At 33.1% G+C, this 19,665-nt stretch carries 22 protein-coding genes, 1 tRNA gene and 2 pseudogenes; 10 read left to right on the plus strand and 15 right to left on the minus strand.

Going from position 1 to position 19,665, the window contains the following annotated elements:
- A pseudogene (locus wTpre_RS07510) lies at positions 1-101 on the plus strand (IS5 family transposase); the annotation flags it as partial.
- Positions 102-217: 116 nt separating this feature from the next.
- On the opposite strand, the gene wTpre_RS03685 reads toward wTpre_RS07510, so the two are convergent.
- The 6 genes from wTpre_RS03685 to wTpre_RS05690 all read right to left on the minus strand — a co-directional run bounded on the left by wTpre_RS03685 (position 218) and on the right by wTpre_RS05690 (position 4,154).
- Positions 218-697, minus strand: coding sequence for a dihydrofolate reductase (locus tag wTpre_RS03685; RefSeq protein ID WP_068652065.1), 480 nt, complete (start codon positions 695-697; stop codon positions 218-220).
- Positions 694-1,947, minus strand: coding sequence for a dihydropteroate synthase (gene folP / locus wTpre_RS03690; RefSeq protein ID WP_068652067.1), 1,254 nt, complete (start codon positions 1,945-1,947; stop codon positions 694-696). Before folP ends, wTpre_RS03685 begins: the two co-directional genes overlap by 4 nt.
- On the minus strand, positions 1,944-2,330 hold the full coding sequence (locus wTpre_RS03695; protein WP_068652070.1) for a dihydroneopterin aldolase: 387 nt from the start codon (positions 2,328-2,330) through the stop codon (positions 1,944-1,946). Before wTpre_RS03695 ends, folP begins: the two co-directional genes overlap by 4 nt.
- 22 nt (positions 2,331-2,352) lie before the next feature.
- Entirely contained in the window at positions 2,353-3,012 is a 660-nt protein-coding gene (locus tag wTpre_RS03700; RefSeq protein WP_068652072.1) for a CADD family putative folate metabolism protein, read from the minus strand.
- Positions 3,013-3,506: 494 nt separating this feature from the next.
- The gene (locus wTpre_RS03705) at positions 3,507-3,701 is read right to left on the minus strand and encodes a hypothetical protein (RefSeq protein ID WP_179945507.1); all 195 of its coding nucleotides are present in this window, start codon (positions 3,699-3,701) and stop codon (positions 3,507-3,509) included.
- Between the two features lie 276 nt (positions 3,702-3,977).
- Entirely contained in the window at positions 3,978-4,154 is a 177-nt protein-coding gene (locus tag wTpre_RS05690; protein ID WP_157055014.1) for a hypothetical protein, read from the minus strand.
- Between the two features lie 397 nt (positions 4,155-4,551).
- Between wTpre_RS05690 and wTpre_RS07515 the strand changes: the two are divergent.
- Positions 4,552-5,511 (plus strand): annotated as a pseudogene (locus wTpre_RS07515) (IS5 family transposase).
- On the opposite strand, the gene wTpre_RS03720 reads toward wTpre_RS07515, so the two are convergent.
- A complete protein-coding gene (locus wTpre_RS03720; protein WP_068652076.1) occupies positions 5,495-5,998 on the minus strand; it encodes a DNA-3-methyladenine glycosylase in 504 nt (167 codons plus the stop codon). The pseudogene wTpre_RS07515 and the gene wTpre_RS03720 sit on opposite strands and share 17 nt — an antisense overlap.
- 508 nt (positions 5,999-6,506) lie before the next feature.
- Between wTpre_RS03720 and mraY the strand changes: the two genes are divergently transcribed.
- Both mraY and wTpre_RS03730 read left to right on the plus strand, forming a co-directional pair.
- A complete protein-coding gene (gene mraY, locus wTpre_RS03725) occupies positions 6,507-7,487 on the plus strand; it encodes a phospho-N-acetylmuramoyl-pentapeptide-transferase (protein WP_068652637.1) in 981 nt (326 codons plus the stop codon).
- A 5-nt stretch (positions 7,488-7,492) separates the two neighbouring features.
- Positions 7,493-8,086, plus strand: a complete 594-nt coding sequence (locus wTpre_RS03730) for a ribonuclease HII (protein WP_068652079.1) — start codon at positions 7,493-7,495, stop codon at positions 8,084-8,086.
- 7 nt (positions 8,087-8,093) lie between these two features.
- On the opposite strand, the gene wTpre_RS03735 is transcribed toward wTpre_RS03730, so the two are convergent.
- The 3 genes from wTpre_RS03735 to wTpre_RS03745 form a co-directional block, all read right to left on the minus strand.
- The gene (locus tag wTpre_RS03735; RefSeq protein ID WP_068652081.1) at positions 8,094-8,879 is read right to left on the minus strand and encodes a TrbG/VirB9 family P-type conjugative transfer protein; all 786 of its coding nucleotides are present in this window, start codon (positions 8,877-8,879) and stop codon (positions 8,094-8,096) included.
- A 533-nt stretch (positions 8,880-9,412) separates the two neighbouring features.
- Positions 9,413-9,778 carry a histidine phosphotransferase family protein gene (locus wTpre_RS03740; RefSeq protein ID WP_157055015.1) on the minus strand — a complete coding sequence of 122 codons (366 nt, stop codon included), beginning with the start codon at positions 9,776-9,778 and terminating at the stop codon, positions 9,413-9,415.
- Positions 9,763-10,038 carry a hypothetical protein gene (locus wTpre_RS03745; protein ID WP_068652085.1) on the minus strand — a complete coding sequence of 92 codons (276 nt, stop codon included), beginning with the start codon at positions 10,036-10,038 and terminating at the stop codon, positions 9,763-9,765. Before wTpre_RS03745 ends, wTpre_RS03740 begins: the two co-directional genes overlap by 16 nt.
- A gap of 137 nt (positions 10,039-10,175) precedes the next feature.
- Here wTpre_RS03745 and purM point away from each other — a divergent pair, with 137 nt between their 5' ends.
- Positions 10,176-11,213, plus strand: a complete 1,038-nt coding sequence (gene purM / locus wTpre_RS03750) for a phosphoribosylformylglycinamidine cyclo-ligase (RefSeq protein WP_068652087.1) — start codon at positions 10,176-10,178, stop codon at positions 11,211-11,213.
- Here purM and purC read toward each other — a convergent pair.
- The gene (gene purC / locus wTpre_RS03755) at positions 11,210-11,932 is read right to left on the minus strand and encodes a phosphoribosylaminoimidazolesuccinocarboxamide synthase (RefSeq protein WP_068652089.1); all 723 of its coding nucleotides are present in this window, start codon (positions 11,930-11,932) and stop codon (positions 11,210-11,212) included. The two genes, purM and purC, sit on opposite strands and share 4 nt — an antisense overlap.
- 65 nt (positions 11,933-11,997) lie before the next feature.
- Between purC and trmD the strand changes: the two genes are divergently transcribed.
- From trmD to wTpre_RS03775, 4 genes are all read left to right on the plus strand, one after another.
- Positions 11,998-12,696, plus strand: a complete 699-nt coding sequence (gene trmD / locus wTpre_RS03760) for a tRNA (guanosine(37)-N1)-methyltransferase TrmD (RefSeq protein ID WP_068652091.1) — start codon at positions 11,998-12,000, stop codon at positions 12,694-12,696.
- Positions 12,693-13,070: a 50S ribosomal protein L19 gene (rplS, locus tag wTpre_RS03765; protein WP_068652094.1), complete on the plus strand. Its 378-nt coding sequence runs from the start codon at positions 12,693-12,695 to the stop codon at positions 13,068-13,070. Before trmD ends, rplS begins: the two co-directional genes overlap by 4 nt.
- Positions 13,071-13,274: 204 nt before the next feature.
- Entirely contained in the window at positions 13,275-14,528 is a 1,254-nt protein-coding gene (gene pstA, locus wTpre_RS03770; RefSeq protein WP_068652095.1) for a phosphate ABC transporter permease PstA, read from the plus strand.
- Positions 14,525-15,322 (plus strand): phosphoribosylformylglycinamidine synthase subunit PurQ, encoded by a 798-nt coding sequence (locus tag wTpre_RS03775; RefSeq protein WP_068652097.1) that lies wholly within the window; start codon positions 14,525-14,527, stop codon positions 15,320-15,322. Before pstA ends, wTpre_RS03775 begins: the two co-directional genes overlap by 4 nt.
- 113 nt (positions 15,323-15,435) lie before the next feature.
- Here wTpre_RS03775 and pdxH read toward each other — a convergent pair whose 3' ends face one another.
- Positions 15,436-16,029 (minus strand): pyridoxamine 5'-phosphate oxidase, encoded by a 594-nt coding sequence (gene pdxH / locus wTpre_RS03780; RefSeq protein WP_068652098.1) that lies wholly within the window; start codon positions 16,027-16,029, stop codon positions 15,436-15,438.
- A gap of 15 nt (positions 16,030-16,044) precedes the next feature.
- Positions 16,045-16,860: a bifunctional DNA-formamidopyrimidine glycosylase/DNA-(apurinic or apyrimidinic site) lyase gene (gene mutM / locus wTpre_RS03785; protein ID WP_068652100.1), complete on the minus strand. Its 816-nt coding sequence runs from the start codon at positions 16,858-16,860 to the stop codon at positions 16,045-16,047.
- A gap of 128 nt (positions 16,861-16,988) precedes the next feature.
- On the opposite strand from mutM, the gene wTpre_RS03790 reads away from it, so the two are divergent.
- Positions 16,989-17,061: transfer RNA gene (locus wTpre_RS03790), tRNA-Thr, on the plus strand.
- Positions 17,062-17,750: 689 nt separating this feature from the next.
- Here wTpre_RS03790 and wTpre_RS03800 read toward each other — a convergent pair.
- Both wTpre_RS03800 and wTpre_RS06825 read right to left on the minus strand, forming a co-directional pair.
- Positions 17,751-18,005 carry a hypothetical protein gene (locus wTpre_RS03800; protein ID WP_068652639.1) on the minus strand — a complete coding sequence of 85 codons (255 nt, stop codon included), beginning with the start codon at positions 18,003-18,005 and terminating at the stop codon, positions 17,751-17,753.
- Positions 18,006-18,237: 232 nt separating this feature from the next.
- Complete coding sequence (locus wTpre_RS06825; protein ID WP_245609369.1) at positions 18,238-18,744, minus strand: hypothetical protein; 507 nt, start codon at positions 18,742-18,744, stop codon at positions 18,238-18,240.
- Positions 18,745-19,665: the final 921 nt, after the last annotated feature.

The raw sequence follows: 19,665 nt of genomic DNA on the forward strand, positions 1-19,665 counted from the left end.
ATAAATCTGAGGTTAATCGTGAGAGAGAACTGCTTCTCAAGTGTTATTTGCTTAACAAATTTACTGATATAGGCATGGCTAAATTTGAGATAGCTTCATGAATTTATTCCACCTTGCCTATTATCCGAAGAGTGATGCAACAAAGCCATCCCAGTGTTAGCTACTTGCATGACATCATTTATTCCTCTAGTCGTCTTTTTCTCTTTTTCTTATTTTACTACTCTGCCGAACGGATACAATTGAATATAGTATAGTCTTCTGTTCTGACGAGAATAGTTTTACTCCATCTATCAAAAAATGCTAAATTGAGGTATGTATCACCCTTATAGGGCTTGTGAATTTCAGTCATAATAAATTCTGAGATTAGGTTATGTTCTAAAAAAAGGTGTGCTATTTGTGCCCCACCAATCACAAAGACTTGAGAACTACTTTGAATTGACAGAAATTCTTTCATAGAAGAGACAATAGTACATTTTGGGCCTATATTAAAACACTTGTTACGGGAGAAAACAATAGGTGTACGATTCTTTAGTATGCTCTGAGGCACGGTTTCAAATGTCTTGCTTCCCATCACAATAACTTGCTTGTCGGTTGCTTGACAAAAATGTTTGAATTCACTTGGATAACGCCAGGGCAAATCATTATTTATTCCAATTACCCCATTAGGGTCAACAGCCATAATTCCAATAATCTTCATTCCTTTAAGACAGCTTGGGCTACAAAAAATCTCATGTGGTCACGTACATTATGCACTCTAAGGAAATCAACCTTATTTTGCAGTACAGCAGATGTAGCGATTGTTTCTAAATCTCTATTCGAGGGAGATTCTATGGAAAAAGAGGAAATAAATGACTTTCTGGAATGGCCAACTAAAACCTTGCAGCCAAAATTTTGTAAAGTTTCTATACTGCGTAAAATCTGAATATTCTGATACATAGATTTGCCAAAACCAATACCAGGGTCAATAATTATTGAATTTTCATCAAAACCCAGGCCTAGTAGTTTGTTAATGCTCTTCTCTGCCCAATTATTTATGATATCAATTGGGTCAGTGTCATGTGGAATAATATTGTCCTTATGTGGTGGTATCGAAAGTGAATGCATAATAACGACACTACACCCACTTCTAGCAACTTCTTTTAAGGTATTACTACTCAGATCTCCCTTCTGATCATTTACCCAGGCAATATTGTAGTGCTTCAAAACGTTGAAAATAACGTCTGGCCAAAAACTATCAATGCTAACTTCAATATCACCATTTTTCATATAGTCGCTAAGATTATCAAGTACTGGTTTTAGACGTTCATACTCTTCCTCTGGCGTCTTTATTGAAGCTCCAGGCCTTGTTGATTGAGCTCCAAGATCAACTATGCTTGCACCATCTGATACCAGCTGCAATGCCTGCTTGGTTGCTCGATTCGCATCATAATAAAGACCACCATCTGAAAATGAATCAGTGGTAATATTGACGATACCCATAAGCTTTGGTGAAAGCGTAAAACTCTTTGAAAAACAGTCTTGAACATTGAAAGCAAAGGTTTTGTTAACCATTGCCATCAAGTGGAGCAAAAATGGTCTCTTTACTAATTCTGGGTGAGGAATTTTAAGATCAGGTATATCAAGCGTTAGATCATCCCATAACAAAATATCTAAATCAATAACACGAGGTGCCCATTTTTCGTAGACTTGTGGACGACCAATATCACATTCGATTTGTTTTAAGCCTTTTAGTAGATCCTCAGGAGAAGAAGAACAACTTCCATAGATAATCATGTTGAGAAATGGCTTGTTCCAATCAGGTGGAGCACCATTTGGTAAAATAGCCTTAGTTTCTAGAATGATTGAAGATTTTAAGTCTTTTAAATAGAGATTCTTTAGTAACTCAGTAGCTCTTTGTAAATTGGAAAGGCGGTTACCTATATTTGATCCAATAGAAATATAGATCATTCTTGCAATTCATTACAGCAAGTAAAAAAAACTCCCCCATGTACACCAGGAACTGGTGGTGCAATTTTGTGAGTAGTCACTCTGACAGAAGAAATAATATGCTTCTTTTGCAGCAAAAGGTTATTGATGGCTCTGTATATCTCATGAGTTAAATGCTCGATTAAATCAAATTGCTTGCCCTGAACAAGAGATTGAATATTCTGCACTACTTCCAAATAGCAGATAGTATCTTTAAGTTGATCAGTTGTAAGCCCTGAAGGAGGAGATTTAAAAGTGAAATCAACATCAATACTCACCAATTGGGGAGAAAACTTCTCTTCTGTACTACATCCCAAATGAACCCAAAGCCGTAAATCAGATATAAGAAGATTACATGCTACCACTGAATCTAGTACCTACTTATAATTAATGACAAACGTTAACATTCATCATGCCATCAAGAAAATACCATAAGAGTTTTGCTCCTTTTTTAGCACCTTGCATAACTTTCTCTTGCTCTTCTTCGCTTAAATCTGCAATAAGGCTTGCACACTCTTCAGAATGCCACTCATCAGCTTCCATATGAACGGTAAAAAATTTGAGAGAACGTTCGTCGTTTATTGAATAGTGTTTTTTCAGACCTTCAATTTTAGACTTAGAAACCTCTGGAGTTTGACGTTCATAAGCGTACAGAGCTCCAAGACCTGCTGCAAAATCTGATTTTACAATGTCAAAATAACCATCAACTAATTCTCGTGTCTCCTTAATTTGTACATTTTCACAAAGTTCTGAACGTACTACTCCCAGTCCTTCAGCAAAACGCTGCCATAATTCTGGGTGATTCTCGTCACCTTGTTCTTCCTCTATTAAATTACCAAGTAAAACTTGCCGTATTTTCAAATTCGGACACAAGGAATGTATACCGCTGATATAACGAGGAAAAGCAGCAACATGGTGATAATATTCCTTAGCATAGGTTTGCAGAACCTGCAGGCTTAAACCACCTTCATTCCATGACTCGTAAAATGGGTGTTTTAATAAGTATAAACTATCTAATTGATTGTTAAGTGATTGAACAAATTTCATAAATAAACACTAAATTATCTCAGGCTACGTTTGGGTTTATCAAATGTCAAGAGACATTTCTCATTACTACCTTAATTCCAATAAATACAAAGATAGATACGCTGTAAATTAATTTTTTATTCCACATATATTCTCTAATGGTGATAAAATGTTAAGTTTAACAAGATTGAGTTCATAGCCATTTGTCAGTTCAGTCTTATCTATAAAATTAAGTTCTATCTGGTATAGAAGTTCTGACAATGTGATGTATCTGTAACTGAAAAATGATTTGTAAATTTAGTATACTAAGTATAGTAGGAAGGTTTTGAATCTCCTACAAAATCACTACTATAAATGCTAGTTCCACTTTCTGAATGGCATGCAAAGATTTGTTTTGTGCGTTCATTCGTAAGAAGTTTGTAGTACTGATATAGTATGTTATCAAGCGACTTAGTAAGTTTATCATCTATTGATACATTTTCTGATAAGTAATATTCTAATGAAAAACTTTTTTTTTAAATATCTTCCATAATATAACCTTCAATAAAATTCCATATTCTAGAAATACTACTCATTTGTTCTGGATTATTTCTAATTTTTTTATTGAGAACGGTAAGCAATTTTAAGACCGATAACAATATAGAAACACTTCCATGGAATATTATTTCAATATTTCTCATAGTTAAACTTTTCCCTGATATGATATCCATACAGATAACTGATAGTGTAGTGTTCATTAATATAATAACGTTGAGATTTTTTGTTTACAGTTAGTATTAGTTAATATAGTAAAATCATTACTTAAAATATTGAGTATAATACCAAAATTTACATGTATCAACAACTATTTATAGTTTTAGGAAATGTAGCAAAACAAAAGACATATAATATATTTCTTACTCGATAAAGTAATATACCAAAGTACAATCTGATGCTTTGCCATGTTTGGCCCTAGATTACATAAGGATTTTTGCAGATACTTTTACTTACTTTCTCAGACTTTCTACTAGACTCCACGCAGTATTCGTAAGTGCTGTAGGTACATTTTCTAATGGTGATAAAATGTCACGCTTAAAAAGATCAAGCGCACGACCATCACTTAATGCACTTTTCACAGATATAAATGCCACTTTCAATGCTGTATATACCTCCTCTCTATACATATATACTTCTTTAAGAGCTATCGCCTGAGCAGAAATATGTCATAGCGTTTGAATAGCAGATAGCATGCTTTTAGAGCTGCAACTCCAACAAATAAAACAATAGATGCAGATACTACAACGGGAAAACAAACTATCAAATAAGGCAATAATAATAGGGCTAAAGCAGTAAAAGTATAGACTGAAACGTAGGATGATGCCAGCAGAACCAAAGTAATAAGAGCACCAGCTGTGAGGAAAGTTACACTAGATGTTGCTAGAATTACAATAGCAGTAATGCCGGCTGGCTTTGTTGAATAGCTAGTGTTGGTAGAGGTTATTGTAAGAAGAAAAGCTTTTCAATATATGACTACTAACGAATTTAGTTGTAGAATAGGCATTTTCCAAACAAGTATAACTTATGCCGCAAAAAATGAGAGTAAGTAACCAAAGAGAATATAACGAATTTCTCAAAAAAAAGAGGAAATATTTTTCATTTTGTTAATCAAGCTATAGAAAATTGGTATGAAAATAGTCCAAAAGTTGCAGGTGGCAATATCACTTATAGTGATGAGGTTGTAATTTTAATACACATAATAGTTCATCTTTTTAGAATTGGCTTGAGACAAGCTGTAGGTTCTGTAAAAGGTTATATGGTACAAATAGGCAAAAAAACTTAAGATTATCAGCTATACACAAGCGTCCAGAAGCTTTAAAAAGCTTAATTTGAAGATTGATGACCATAGAGCCAATAAGGATGATTTTGAAAATATTAAAATTGCCGTAGATAGCACTAGAGTTGGTATCTAAAATAATAACGGTGGCATAGTAGGCTTAATACTCGAAAAAGAAAATACAGTGGTTATGGTCAAGTAAGAAAACTACATGTTGTTTTAAACGTGAATGATAAGAAAGCAATAAGCATGAACTACACTAGTGGTGTTGCTGTAGACTATTTGCCGGTCTGTGATATGTGAGAAGAAGTCAGTGATAAATATAATATTTGTTCTATTCGAGCAGATGTGGCTTATGATATAAAAAGTGTGTATAAAGAATGCAGAAAATACAATGTTGTGCCTATTATTCCCCTAGAAAGGATACTTAAATTTGTTTAGCTGATTACTTCTCAGAAAGAAACGAGTACATTAGTAGAATTAGGTAATATGAGAATTATGAAGATGGTATTAATGAATGGAAGAAAAAAGTTAAGTATGGAGCACGTTCTTATATTGAAGTCTTTTTCTATAGGTTGAAGCAAATATTTGTGTTTAACTTGAAAAATAAATCAGAGGTAAATCGTGAAAAAGAGCTGTTAATTAAGTGCTACTTATTGAATAAATTTACTGATATAGGTGTGGCTAAATTTAAATTAGCTGCGTAAATTTACTTTGATTTACATGCACTATCAGTTCTATGCAATAAAGCCATTCTGGTTTAAGGTGATATTCATAGAGACAAAATTCATGACTTATAGTAAGGTCTTGTTTATTATGTTCTTTTGTAATGTTTAATTTTTTGCACAGTATGCCTGGCCCGCCTAAATTTGCTTCAAGCGGTTCAGTGAGCTTTAATCCTCGTATTAACACTGCTGCTGGGAATCCTTCTACTTCTGTCACAATATTTGGATAATAGTACATTCCATACATAAAATATACGTACGAAAACCCTGGCGTACCAAACATTACTGAGGTTCGATTAGTATAGCCTCTTGCTGCATGGCAAGCTGGGTCATCCATTCCTATATACGCTTCAACTTCAGTTATTATTTCACTAAAATTAGCAAATTTCAGCATCTTCCCTAGCAGCTCCCCAGCTACGGTTAAAGTTGGCCGTTCATAGAAATTTCTTGGTAGAATTGTGTTATTCATCATAGAAGTACAAGTTACTTACATTTGTAAGCAAGTTATACTATTTTTGCTTTTTCTGATTTGTTTAGTCAAGGGCATCTCTGAGAAGTAGACGTTGGTGTTGTTGTCACACTTGTTACATCTGTTGAAGGCTGCTGTAAAACCTTGACTGATTCAGAGCTCTTTTGTTGCAATTGCGGTACTAACTCTTCATATAACAAGATGCTCTTCTGACCTTTCTTCCTTACTCAACTTTGAAGCTACATCACCAAAAGAAGGTTTCTCTATTATATGCGTGTAAGAATTTTTAACTCTACTCTCACTATCAGGTACTGTAGTAGACTACAAAAGCTTTTTAGTATAATCCAACATATGCCACCTCTTACCATTAACTAAACATCAGTATGCAAACTTTGCTATAACCAATCAATAACTAAATTTACTCCAAATAAAATGAGCTGATAAAAAGGTATAAATTGAGATTAGGTAAAGCTTTTGGTATAATACCTAGTTAATTTTGAATAGGCAGGTGAACTCAGCTACAAAGACGTTTCTTATCTCATTTATTTTTGGGTTTATTCTCTTTCCCTATTTTATAAAACTTCTAAAAAAGATAAGTAAAGATGGACAACCAATCAGATCATATGGACCAGAAAGTCATTTAATAACAAAAAAGAATATACCACCTATGGGAGGAATAATAATACTAACTTCTGCTTTATTACCAATCCTGCTTTGGACTCAATTAACACCAGAAATTTCATTGCTGGTATTTATAACTCTATTTTTTGCTCTACTTGGATTTATTGATGACTATTTAAAATTGAAGACAAATCACCACCGAGGTTTAAGTGCAAAAACCAAAATACTTATTCAGTTTGTCGTTACTCTGGTCTGTATGTTTATACTTAAGCTACAATCTGCTGAAGGTTTTACAAAAATTTCTCTATTTAGAGAAGTAGCAATCGACTTTGGCTATCTATATCTTCCGTTTGTTGCATTTGTAATTATCGGCTCTTCTAATGCTGTGAATCTTACAGATGGCCTAGATGGCCTTGCTGCAACTCAAGCCATTACTTCCTTTGCCTTTTTGGGGCTAATTTCATACGTAACTCAAGCAGATGTAAACATTACTTTATTCTGCATTGCATTTATAGGAGCTATTTTAAGTTTCTTGTGGTTTAACACACATCCAGCAAAAATATTTATGGGTGATGTTGGAAGCCTATCAATCGGTGCAGCTTTAGGACTCACTAGTGTTCTAATTAAAAAAGAAATGCTTTTTTCCATTATTGGAATAATCTTTGTGATAGAGACTTTATCTGTGATTATTCAGGTATCATATTTTAGATATACAAAATTTAGATATGGAGCAGGAAGAAGAATTTTCCTTATGACGCCAATACATCATCACTTTGAAAAGAAAGGGTGGTCAGAAAATACAATAGTTATAAAATTTTGGATAATTTCTATCGTTTGTTCGATTTTTGCTTTAACTTTCTTATTATAGGAACTATGAAATATCCAGATTTCACATTAGAAAATACATTATCAGGAATTATAGCAGGAGTAGATGAAGTTGGAAGAGGTCCGCTTGCCGGTCCAGTGATATCTGCAGCTGTAATATTTACTGATATAGATACGGTTATTGATGGAATAAAAGACTCAAAAAAGCTAACCCCTAAGTGTAGGCAAGTTCTATACGAAAAAATAACGTCTGTTGCAAAATTTGGTATAGGAATGGCAAGTGTAGAGGAGATAGACTCATACAATATCTTGCAAGCAACAAAGCTTTCAATGAAACGTGCGCTGGTAAATTTAGATTTAGAACTAGATTATGTGTTAGTTGATGGTAACCAACCACTTGAAGTGAAATGGCAAACAAAGTCTGTAGTGAATGGTGATAGTTTAAGTATATCAATTGCAGCCGCTTCAATCGTTGCAAAAGTTACAAGAGATCGACTTATGGAAGAATTGCATAATAAATATCCTCAATATAATTGGTATCAAAATAAAGGATATGGAACAAAAGAACACCTCAGCGCTATTAGCCTTCATGGAATTACGAAGCACCATAGAAAGAATTTTGCACCTATAAGAATACTATAGCCTTTAATCACTTACCTTTTTTGAAAGGTATGTCTTCATTAAACAGGCAGACTGTACTTGATCCGTTTCTTAAGGTAAATACCGAGTTTACTCTTTCAATTATCAGATAGTCATCAACTGTACGAAAATTTATCAAGGACTCATATCCTCCAGAATCAACCATAAAAACTGCCGGGAAATCAGACTTTATTTTATCAAATTGTAGATATGTAAATTTTCCGTCATCAAAAACCTTAATTGGTATTATTGATTGACTGCCTTTAACGTGCGATATGGAATAGTTAAAATTCAAGCCTTTCTTTATAACCTCAATATCACTTATATCAGGGATATTGGTATAAATAGCTTGCTCTAGAATATCACCATTACTCGTTGAATAAATTTCATCACTGTTGAACAGTGGATAAAGAAACCTTACTTCATATGCTAACCTTGGATCATCTATACCTTTTGCTTCTTCAGCATGAAATTCGAAATAATAAACTCTTTTATTGGTAATTATAGTTGCATTAGTATCGGCAATGTCATCTATAGGCTTAATAAATAATCTATTACCTTGAGGAAGGAGTTGCCAACCGGTTGCATCACCCATTGAAAGACTCTCTATTACCTCCCCTGGCTCAAACAATATGCTGGATTGATAACCATAAAAGCCCGTGTACTTATGTATAGCCTGTGGATTATAATTCATTACCTTTATGTGGTTATCACCAGCTATTGGTCTTGGTTCCTGTTTTGCAAGTACATAACCACCACAAAAAAATAATAGTGTAACAAAGAGTACCCTAATCATAGTATCAAAATAAACTAATCTTTATTTTATCATTGATAGATATGTACTGCAACTATCAAACTATCCCAGTAGTAAGCGACAGAAAATGGAAGCTTCATAATAATTCATTACTGCAGGAAAAATTCTTTAAACATCATTTTCATATGTGTTAAAATGAGTTGTGAGGTAAATTAGGTGGTGTTGAATAAACCATACGTGTCAAGTTAAGGAAAAGTGGTGTAAGGAAGAAAGGAAACGAAAAAAACTATTTTATATATTAAGTAATAAAGTTATTAATTTATAGACTATTCTGAAAAAATTATCTTCTTCTAGATAAGAACTCCCTAAAAAAATACATGTAACAAATAAAATACCTATCTCAAATGTTGCTATATTTCATGATATTTCATTAACTTGACGCGTATGATTTATTTAACACTTCCTGCAAATTAACTACAGATTTTATGTCTAAGTTACTCCACAAAATTTTTCCTTTCCCTATCCAAGATTAAAATTTATAGTATCGATTCCTTTTTATGAAATATGAAGCCATCTCAAGTTATAGTTAAGCCTATATTCAGTGAATTACTTTCACAAGTGCAATTGATTTTAGTGTTATACTGTTCTAACAGTAAAGAAGTCATGTAGATGATAATGTCTTTTGTATCCAAACGAATATCATTTTTTTTTGTTAATTTGCTCACTAATAATGTGCTTATTGACTTATGTTCATTTACTACTTTTATAGTGAGTAGTGTTTTATCTTCTGTTTTAGTCAGTAAAATAGACACTAATTCAACTTGCGCCACTGCACTGATTATAGTTATCACCACATTGGAAATTATCTTATTTATTTTTTCAATTAAGTTTTCTGTAGGACATTCACTTACTCTCCACTGAAGCTTTACTTTTTTTTTAATAAATAATTTTCTATATTGGTTTTAGTCTTAACAAAGCTGAAATTATCTGATGAATGAGAATACGCTTGCTTCATAACTTTATATTTATATATTAAATCGTCTGAGCTTTCTTTAAGTAATGACAATGCTTCGTTTTGCATATAGGGATTGTCTTCTTCAAGCTCTTCCAATCCACCCATTATTCCTTGCATAGAACTAGCAAAATCATGAAGAATTCGTCCTGATAGGCATTCTGTTATTAACATTATGTTTTTATTCATTGGATAAAAGTATAAATGACTTGAGTTAACCCTATATTGGTAAGCACGTGGTAGTCAATTTAAGAGAAAGTTTCGTTGCGCTTTTTGTGTCAAAGCATTAATATAGTATTAATAATTATAAGATTTATGAAGGCGTTATGAATACTTATGCTAAATCTGGAATAGACCTTGAACTATATAACGAACTAATAAAAAAAGTTAAACCTATTATTGAAAGGACTAAAGGAGAAGAAGTAATTAGTGAAGTAGGATCATTTTCCGCATTGTTTGACTTTTCTTCGCTGAGTAAGAAATATGACCATCCAGTACTTGTTTCCTCAACTGATGGAGTGGGCACAAAACTATTAATAGCTCAAGAGGTGAATAAGCATGATACTATAGGTATAGACTTAGTTGCAATGTGTGTAAATGATTTACTTGCACAAGGAGCAACACCTTTATTTTTTCTTGATTACTTTGCAACAGGCGTTTTAAACAAAAACGTTTTATTGTCTGTAATCCAGGGTGTTGCAGAAGGGTGCAAGGAATCTAAAATAGCATTAGTTGGTGGAGAAACTGCAGAAATGCCTGGAATGTATGGTAACAATCACTATGACCTTGCAGGATTTGTGGTTGGTATTGTTGATCGAAAGCAAATTCTTCCAAACTGTAGTATGATGAAAGCAGGTGACTGTGTAGTTGGTTTAGAATCAAATGGAATTCACTCAAATGGATTTTCTTTGGTGCGCCATATTTTTAAAAGCTTAGATATAAATTATAATGATATATCTCCATGGAATAATAAATCTTGGGGTGAAATATTGCTTAAGCCAACAAAGATATATGTTGATTCTCTGTTGCCTATTATGCCAAAGGTAAAAGGCATTGCGCATATAACAGGTGGCGGGTTAATAGACAATATTCCAAGAATTCTCTCAGGAAATTTATTTGTAGATATAAATATTAATTTTTGGAAATGGCCAGATATATTTTTATGGCTGAAAGAAGAAGGCAAAATAGAAAAGAGAGAAATGTTAAAAACATTTAATTGCGGCATAGGTATAGTACTGATTGTAGATCCCGATAGTATGAAGGATGTGGAAAGCCATTTCCAAAAGCGTGGAGAAAAAATTGAGATTATTGGAAAACTTGATGAAGCATGTCAGCCTCCACTTGATAGAGTAGTACTTAGTTAGTCTAACTTTACTGACAGTCTTTTTGCAACTTCTAAGTATGCTTCTTTTAAGTTTCCTAGGTTTAAACGGAAAACATCTTTGTCTAGCTTTTTATACGTATTTTTATCCCATAGCCTACAATTATCAGGGCTGATTTCATCGGCTAAAATGATTTTAGTGCTGTTGTTTATCAATTTGCCAAATTCTAACTTGAGATCAATTAAATATATATTTGCATTTGAAAATAGGTCGACTAAGATTTTGTTGATCTTTAAAGTTGTAGTTTTAACTTCTTCCATTTCTTTGTTGGATAACCAACCAAAATATAGTATGTGATTTTCATTCACCATTGGGTCAGCTAGGTCATCATTCTTGTAAAAAAACTCGATTATAGGAGATGTAAGTGTCTCACCTTCTTTGATATTAAAACGTTTGCAAAAGCTGCCAGCTGCAATGTTTCTAACCACTATCTCAAGAGGTATTATCTTGAGTTTTTTGACTAGCTGTTCTCTTTCGTTTAGAGTGTTTATAAAGTGCGTGCTAATTCCTGCTTCTTCGAGCTTTTCCATGATAAAAGCACTAACATGATTATTAATTATTCCTTTGCCCTCAATAATTTCATATTTTTCCTTGTTGAACGCTGTAACATCATCTTTAAAGTGCTGTATGACATTTAACGAGTCTTCAGTTGCTATAATGGATTTTGCTTTACCTTCGTAAATGATTTTATTCGGTGACATGATTAATTTAGCTGTATACTATAAGATGATATCAAACTGCTGCTTAGTTTACTACAAGTTTGCTAATGACGTTTAGTGTCACAGTGTTAACCATATTTCCAGAAATGTTCCCCGGGGTTTTGAACTATTCTCTTGCTGGAAGAGCGTTGGAAAAAAAAATATGGAATCTTGAAATAGTAAATATTCGTTCTTTTGCTAAAGATAAACATTCAACTGTGGATGACGTTCCATATGGAGGTGGAGCAGGGATGGTTATGCGCCCAGATGTGATTGGTAATGCAGTTGATAATGTGCTTTCTGCTCATAAAAATACTAGATTTATTTATATGACTCCATCTGGTACAAAATTTAATCAGAGCATTGCAAAGGAGCTAACAGAAATTCCTCATGTAACAATATTGTGTGGTCGATTTGAAGGTGTTGACCAAAGAGTAATTGATGTGTATACTCCTTATGAGTTAAGTATCGGAGATTATATCCTTTCAGGAGGTGAGCCAGCTGCAATGGTGGTTATCGATGCATGTATTAGGCTTCTTCCAGGTGTAGTAAATAATTTCGATAGCGTTACTGAAGAAAGTTTTAGTTATAGTGGCGGTATGCTTGAATATCCTCAATATACTAGGCCTAAGCAGTGGAATAGGTATAAAGTTCCTGAGGTTCTGTTGTCTGGTAATCACAGAAAAGTAAGTGATTGGAGAAGGCGACAGTCATATATTAGAACGAAGGAACGTCGACCTGAATTGTTGAATGGAGATGATAAATGACAAACTTGCTTGAAAAATTTAACGAACAACAAATACAAAGATTATCCAAAGAGATGCCAGCTTTTTGTCCTGGCGATGATTTGAAGGTCACTTTTAAGGTAGTTGATAGTATGGGTGAGCGTACACAGATATTTGAGGGCGTATGTATATCAAAAAGAAATCGTGGACTACACTCTTCTTTTTCAGTTAGAAAGGTAAGTCATGGAGAAAGTATAGTATCACAATTTTTTGTTTACTCTCCTGCATTAATTTCAGTACAAGTGATGAGAAAGGGAAAGGTCCGTAGAGCAAAATTATATTATCTGTGCAAGCTATTTGGGAAAGCTGCAAGGATCAAAGAACGTACTACTTATGTTAAAAAAAAATCTAAGTAGATACAATAGGGAGTGATGTCGATTGTATCATCTCAGAACCCTCTCTTGTTATCCCAATGTTTGACACTGGGCTTCATATTCTCCTTTTGGCTTGTGCTTTCATGAGAAATATAAAAATTATTTGCAGGCAAAGCCTGTTAGATCTAAGTGTCGAGCACTGGAAAAGGGGAAGGTCTTTTCAAATCCTCATGTAAAGAAAAGTAAATGGGTATAATAAAGAAAAACTTCCTTAAGTTACTTCAATCTAAGCGCGTACATGCTCGTGTAAAAAGAAAAAATAAAAAGAATAGCATTTTATGCTTTTGCTCTCTTACAGCACTGATTGTCTCAGTTGGGTGTCCTATATGTATATTACTAAGTATATTAGTTAACTCTTATAGTGCTTTAACAGTAACGAAAATTTTATTGCCAGTTGAAATAAATGCTGATCTTACTTTAACGAATAATTCTAGTGATTTGCGGTATAAGTTCATTGGCTTACTTAACGATTCTTTACGTAAGGTGTTTAAAGAAACTGATTTTAAAGACAGTGACGAAATTTTAAGTCGTGATTCTTACAAAGAACTAGAGAATTTTTTTCGTAAGAAGGTGAAAGATAGTGGTGAATATGAGATCTGGTTTACCGCATCGAGTGTGATCAATTCACTATATAAAAATAAATGTTTGAATGATCATTATGCTAAATTACTTGATTGGTTGAAAGATAAGGGAAGAGTAAGAAAGTTTTTTAATAAGTCTCTGTTTCTTAAGTCTGATTCTCGTGAGCCTGAGAATGCAGGGATTTTAGGGGCATTTATCGGTTCATTAATGATAATTATAGTATGTTTAGCGTTGGCATTGCCAATAGGAATTATGTCAGGTATCTGTCTTTATGAATTTATGCCTAGAAATAGGCTAATCACAAATATTGTAGAAATTAGCATGAATAATCTTGCTGCAGTGCCTTCTATAATATTTGGTGTGGTAGGACTGACTCTCTACTTGGGCATATTTGGTTTACCACGTTCTTCACCGCTTGTTGGTGGGATGACTCTTTCGTTTATGATGCTGCCTAATATTATTATTGCAACAAAAAATGCCTTTACAAACGTTCCTATTGCAATAAAAGATGCAGCGTTTGCGCTAGGTGCACCTCACATCAAGGTGATATTGGATCACGCTTTACCGATTGCGTTGCCACGGATAATACATGGTGCAGTGCTTGCAATTGCAAGGATTTTAGGCGAATCTTCCCCTTTACTTATGATAGGCATGGTAGCATTTATTGCTGATACACCTACATCCTTCTTCGATCCGGCAACTGTTTTACCTGTACAAATATACATATGGTCAAGTAGTCCTGAAATTGCATTTATTGAGCTTGCTGCCATTGCAATTATAGCTTTATTGTTAATGCTATTTGCTTTGAATTTAATAGCAAATTTTGTAAAAAGAAAGTTCGAGTTTTTTGATTCATGAAAATTACAATCCTATCTGGTTATGGCTTAAATTGCGAAAAAGAAACTGCATTTGCATTTATGGAATGCAGCAGAAAGCTTGGTATTAATACTATTGAAGTAAAAATCGTTCACATTAATGATATTATAGATAATCCGAGTGAACTGAAATTAAGCAATATACTTGCAATTCCAGGAGGTTTTTCCTATGGTGATGATACTGGTGCTGGTAATGCATTTGCTTTGCGTATGAAAAACAACTTGTTAGACGAATTTCAAAATTTCTTATCTCAGGATAAGCTTATTATAGGGATATGTAATGGTTGCCAGATATTAGTAAAATTGGTTCCAGAATTCTCTAATCTAGCTTTAACCTCTAATGATATAGGTAATTACCAATGTCGTTGGATTAGAGTGAGAGTTAATCCGCAGAGTAGTTCTGTTTGGCTACGGGGCCTGAGTGAGCTATATCTTCCTGTTGCTCATGGAGAAGGCAGGTTTTTTATGGATCAAGATATTTTAAATCAATTGATTGAAAATAATTCCGTTGCACTGCATTACGTTGATGAAAATGGTGAATATGCAAATTTACAATTTCCTTACAATCCAAACGGATCTATATACGACCTGGCAGCTTTGTCAGACAAAAGTGGTAGAGTTTTAGCTTTAATGCCTCACCCAGAGAGAGGAATATTTTTTACTCAGCAGGATAACTGGCCTCTTGAAAAAGAAAAATGTAAACGTTCAGGAGTAGCTATGCCAAAATATGGTGATGGAATGCTCATATTTGAGAATGCACTAAAATATTTTGCGTAAGTATTACAATACGTTACATACAACAAGTTTTTAAGCCATAAAAAGTTACTTGATCAGGTCCTGTTACGACAATAAATCCTTATCTTTGATTTGCAGAGTAGCTTTCTCTAACGTTAGGGATATAATTGCTCCACTTTCCAAGTGCTTTTCTCAACAAGAGAATATCTAAACCTAGTGTGTCTCCTATATTCACCTTCTTGCCAAAATTCAATTACCTTTGGAATTACACAAAATCCCACCCAAAAGTCAGGACGAGAAACTTGTGTATTGTGAAATTCTTTCTCTTTCAATTCTATAGCCTGCTTAAAATCTTGCCAATTTTTCAGAACTCTTGATTGTTTTGAGCACCACGCGCTAATTTGACTATCACGTGCTCGAGAAGAGAAATATTCGTCAGCCTTTTTGCCGCTTAGAAGCATAACTTCTCCTTCAATTCGTACTTGTCTAGAAAATTCTGTCCAATAAAATACGAGTGCAGCTTTGGGGTTCTCAGTCAATTCTTTTCCTTTTCTACTGTTTACGTTAGTAAAGAACACAAAACCTTCTTTACTATATTCCTTTAGTAATACTACTCTTGCAGATGGAATGCAGTCTTTGCTACACGTTGCTAGCATCATTGCAGTTGACTCTTTACACGGAAAATTAAGTACTTCTTGATACCACTTTGAGAACAAATCAAAAGGATCTTTTTCAGGTAAGAGCATCATATGCAAAAATAAAATTTAATTCTGACATGCATTGCAAAAATAAGTGCTGCGACCATTTTGTCGTATAAGTGTTATGATATTGTTGCAGATTCTGCAAGGTTTTTGCACTTTACCATATACGTAAAAGTTATTTTGAAAGTATCCAGCAGATCCAGATGGTTTTGCATAATCTTTCAGTGTTGAACCACCAGCAGCAATTGCATCACTCAGAGTATTTTTTATTTCGATAGCAAGTTTTTCGCACTCTATATATGTTAAATCTTGTGCTAGCCTAAGTGGTGATATGCGAGCTCTAAATAAGCTCTCAGAAGCATATATGTTACCTACGCCAACTATTAGCTTATTATTCATTAATACTGATTTGATATTTGCTTTTCTGTTCTTTAGCAACTTCTGTAAATAATGTCCGTCAAATTCATCTTTGAGGGGTTCTATTCCTAGGTTATTAAAAAAATTTAGTTCCTGCTCTCTGTTTAAAACAATCACTAATCCAAACCTTCTTGGGTCATTAAAGATTAGTGAAGTGTTGTCAGAAAATAAGAATATCAAATGATCATGTTTGTTCTGTGCTTGATTGTCTTCAGCATATATAAGCTTTCCGCTCATGCCAAGGTGTATGATTACAGCCATACTAGAATCTATATTCGAGATTATATATTTACCTCTACGCTTGATATCATTTATAACTTTGCCCTTTAGCAAATCATCAATATTCTTCATCGTTGGTACACGCAAATTACAATTATTGACTGTCACATTGCTTATTTTCTTATTTTTGATTTTATCAAATAAGAAGTTAGAGATTACTTCCACTTCTGGGAGTTCTGGCATCTTGTCTACTCTGTTGCTGTTTTTTTCTTTTTAGAATATTTTGCTTTAAAGCTTTTGCCAATCTTTTTCTCTCTTCTTCTTTTTCCTTATTTCTTTTCATGTTATTCATTATCATAATAAGTGAACTTGCCGTTGTAGCTCAGGTGGTAGAGTACGTCATTGGTAATGACGAGGTCCCAAGTTCGAATCTTGGTAACGGCAGTTTAGGGGACGATATTCATAAAGTCAACCCTCTAGGTGCTAATTAAATTATAGAAAAACGTCTAGTAAATACCTTTTATACACTACCATTAAGCTGCTTTTTCAGTATTACTATTCAATAATAACTGCCGTAATTTTCTTTAGAAAATCCATGCATTAAAAGAATTTGTATAATCCTTTACCAAAAATCCCTCGCAATATACTGAAGGATTATTAAAATTTACGTTGGTAGGGTTAAAACTGTTACCATAACTTCCCCCACCACAAATATTTTCATAACAACACTGCTTACAATCGTCAGGCATATTTTCCATATCACTCAAAAAGTTATTAAAAAATTTATCTGATAAGAACTTAGCCCAACTAGTATTGCTTATGTTATATTCAACAAACTTATGGGGGACACATGTTCTCCTTGAGAAATAAGTTCATTGAACTTATCAATCATTTCCATCGATATATGAGGCTTTCGATTGCGCCACGATTGGTCAGCTTTATTAAAGTAATAACAGTAGGTGTAATTAATATTACACCTTTATATAGTTTTAAGTATAGTACCAGCTTTTTTGGGTTTCATAATTACCTCTAATTAAGCTCTTTTTATCGCAGCAACCTAACATGTATTGGACGCTCACTTTATACCTATCAAATTAACAATATGTTCAAAGTAGTTATTTTTACCGTAAAAGTTATATAGAAATCTCTTTATCCTTTTTATGATAATTGTCAGTCAGGTTTTCTGTAATCTTATCTGCCCAGCATATATTACCATACCCTCCACCATCTCTATCAAACTGACAATGGCTACTATGATTATTTCTACCATGAAAATTGCTTGAAAGCTTTTCTATTCTTTTAAGTATGACACTACTACTAACTTGAACGATATTAGCTCTAAGAAGCTCTAATAATAAATCCACTTGTTTTTCTTTATTGTTTTTCATAATTATTTCGCCTTCAAATGGCAAAGTCTAGGTTTACTATAGCTTTTATCAAGCATTTATCTGAGCTATTTATATATCGGAGTGCTACTCGTTATTTTGTTGGCTTTCAAATGTATAACTTTCGTTATCTTGTTTTCAAGGACTTTTAACTTAATATTACCACCATTAAAGTCAATACTATAGCATTTTAGTTCTTGACCATCCTGGAGTCCCATATTATGGCAGTCACTACCTAATTTAACCCACGTATCTTTTGTGATTCTAGGCTTCTAGTTAAATTAAAGCATATATCACTATACTTATCAGTATCTTGGAAAGTTAAATTTTTATTGAGTAATCTACTAGGTAACAAACTGAGAAGTATGCCAGGATCCCTTATAGAGGCTATGATGTCCTTTGTAAGAGACTCTGGTGAGTAATGTTTTAAATGACTTGCAAATAAGTCAACATTAAAATTAACTTGCTTTGAAGTTATTTCACTTACTACACTATTTACAATAGTTAATAAGTCGCACCTTCCATTACTAACCTCATTTAATTTCTCATCAATTATCATTGCAAGAGTAAAACCTCTATTAGAGTTCAACATGCTTATGTTTTGATCAAGTAAATGCTTTTGGTTTATTTTTTCGAAATCAATATTAGGTATTAAAGAATTAAAATATTCTTTTAAAGAAGTATTACTTATTTTTAAGTACTCATCTTTATCAATAAGTTTCGTGTCAAGTAAGGTTTTCACTCCATAAAATTCCGTAAATCCTTCAAAAAACCACTTATATTTTGTTTCATTTTCTTATCGTTGTCTTGCTCTATTATATGTCCTATATATCTGTGAATTAATTCATGTGATATCACTCTAGTATAATCTTTGATATTTTTTTAAGTTCCCTCAATAATCACATAGTCCTTTCCTGCAGCACCTGTAGTTCTACTAAGATTGGGATTATCAACAAGTACTATATTATACGGCTTACTTTCTAGTATGAATAAGTTATCTTGAGCTAAGATAATTTTATTAATAATATTTACAAGACTGATACTATTATGAGCATTGGTATAAATCTTATTTCTTTTATCAAGATCAAAACTTCTAAAATTGTCAGTTCTAATAATTTTTCCTATATTATCAAAAGGTTTTCTAAAAGGTAAAAATCAGGTAAGTTTTTTAAATGTGATGAAGAGTTATCTAAAGCAATAGCAGAATGTATATAAGGAAAAAAAACAAATAATATAATTTAATAGACTGTGTACATTTTTAAGCTTAATGTTTACCATAAATAAAACAGGACATTGAAGAATGTGTAAGTAATTACGATTAAGCAAATATAATTTATTGCTAAGTAGGTGATAAGGATAATTTTAATTATCTCTCTAAAACTTTACTCTTTCCATATTATGGAACACCTTATAATAAAGACTGAGAAGAAAGTTATAAAGGATTCCGTATTCTTATCATCATAGCGCTGTTACTATAGTAATAACACTAAGAATAACTATAAGTTTCTTTGAATAATAGTTGAATTTTGATTGAAATTTTGAGTCTATAAAAACCGCAGGTACCAGTTGGTTTTTATGAGATAAAGTAAAGGTCAAGTATCTGGAATACTGAACATAAAATCCCCCTATGAAAAAAAGATTAGAAAAAATGCAGTGCATATAC

Source organism: Wolbachia endosymbiont of Trichogramma pretiosum, from assembly GCF_001439985.1.
Lineage (GTDB): Bacteria > Pseudomonadota > Alphaproteobacteria > Rickettsiales > Anaplasmataceae > Wolbachia.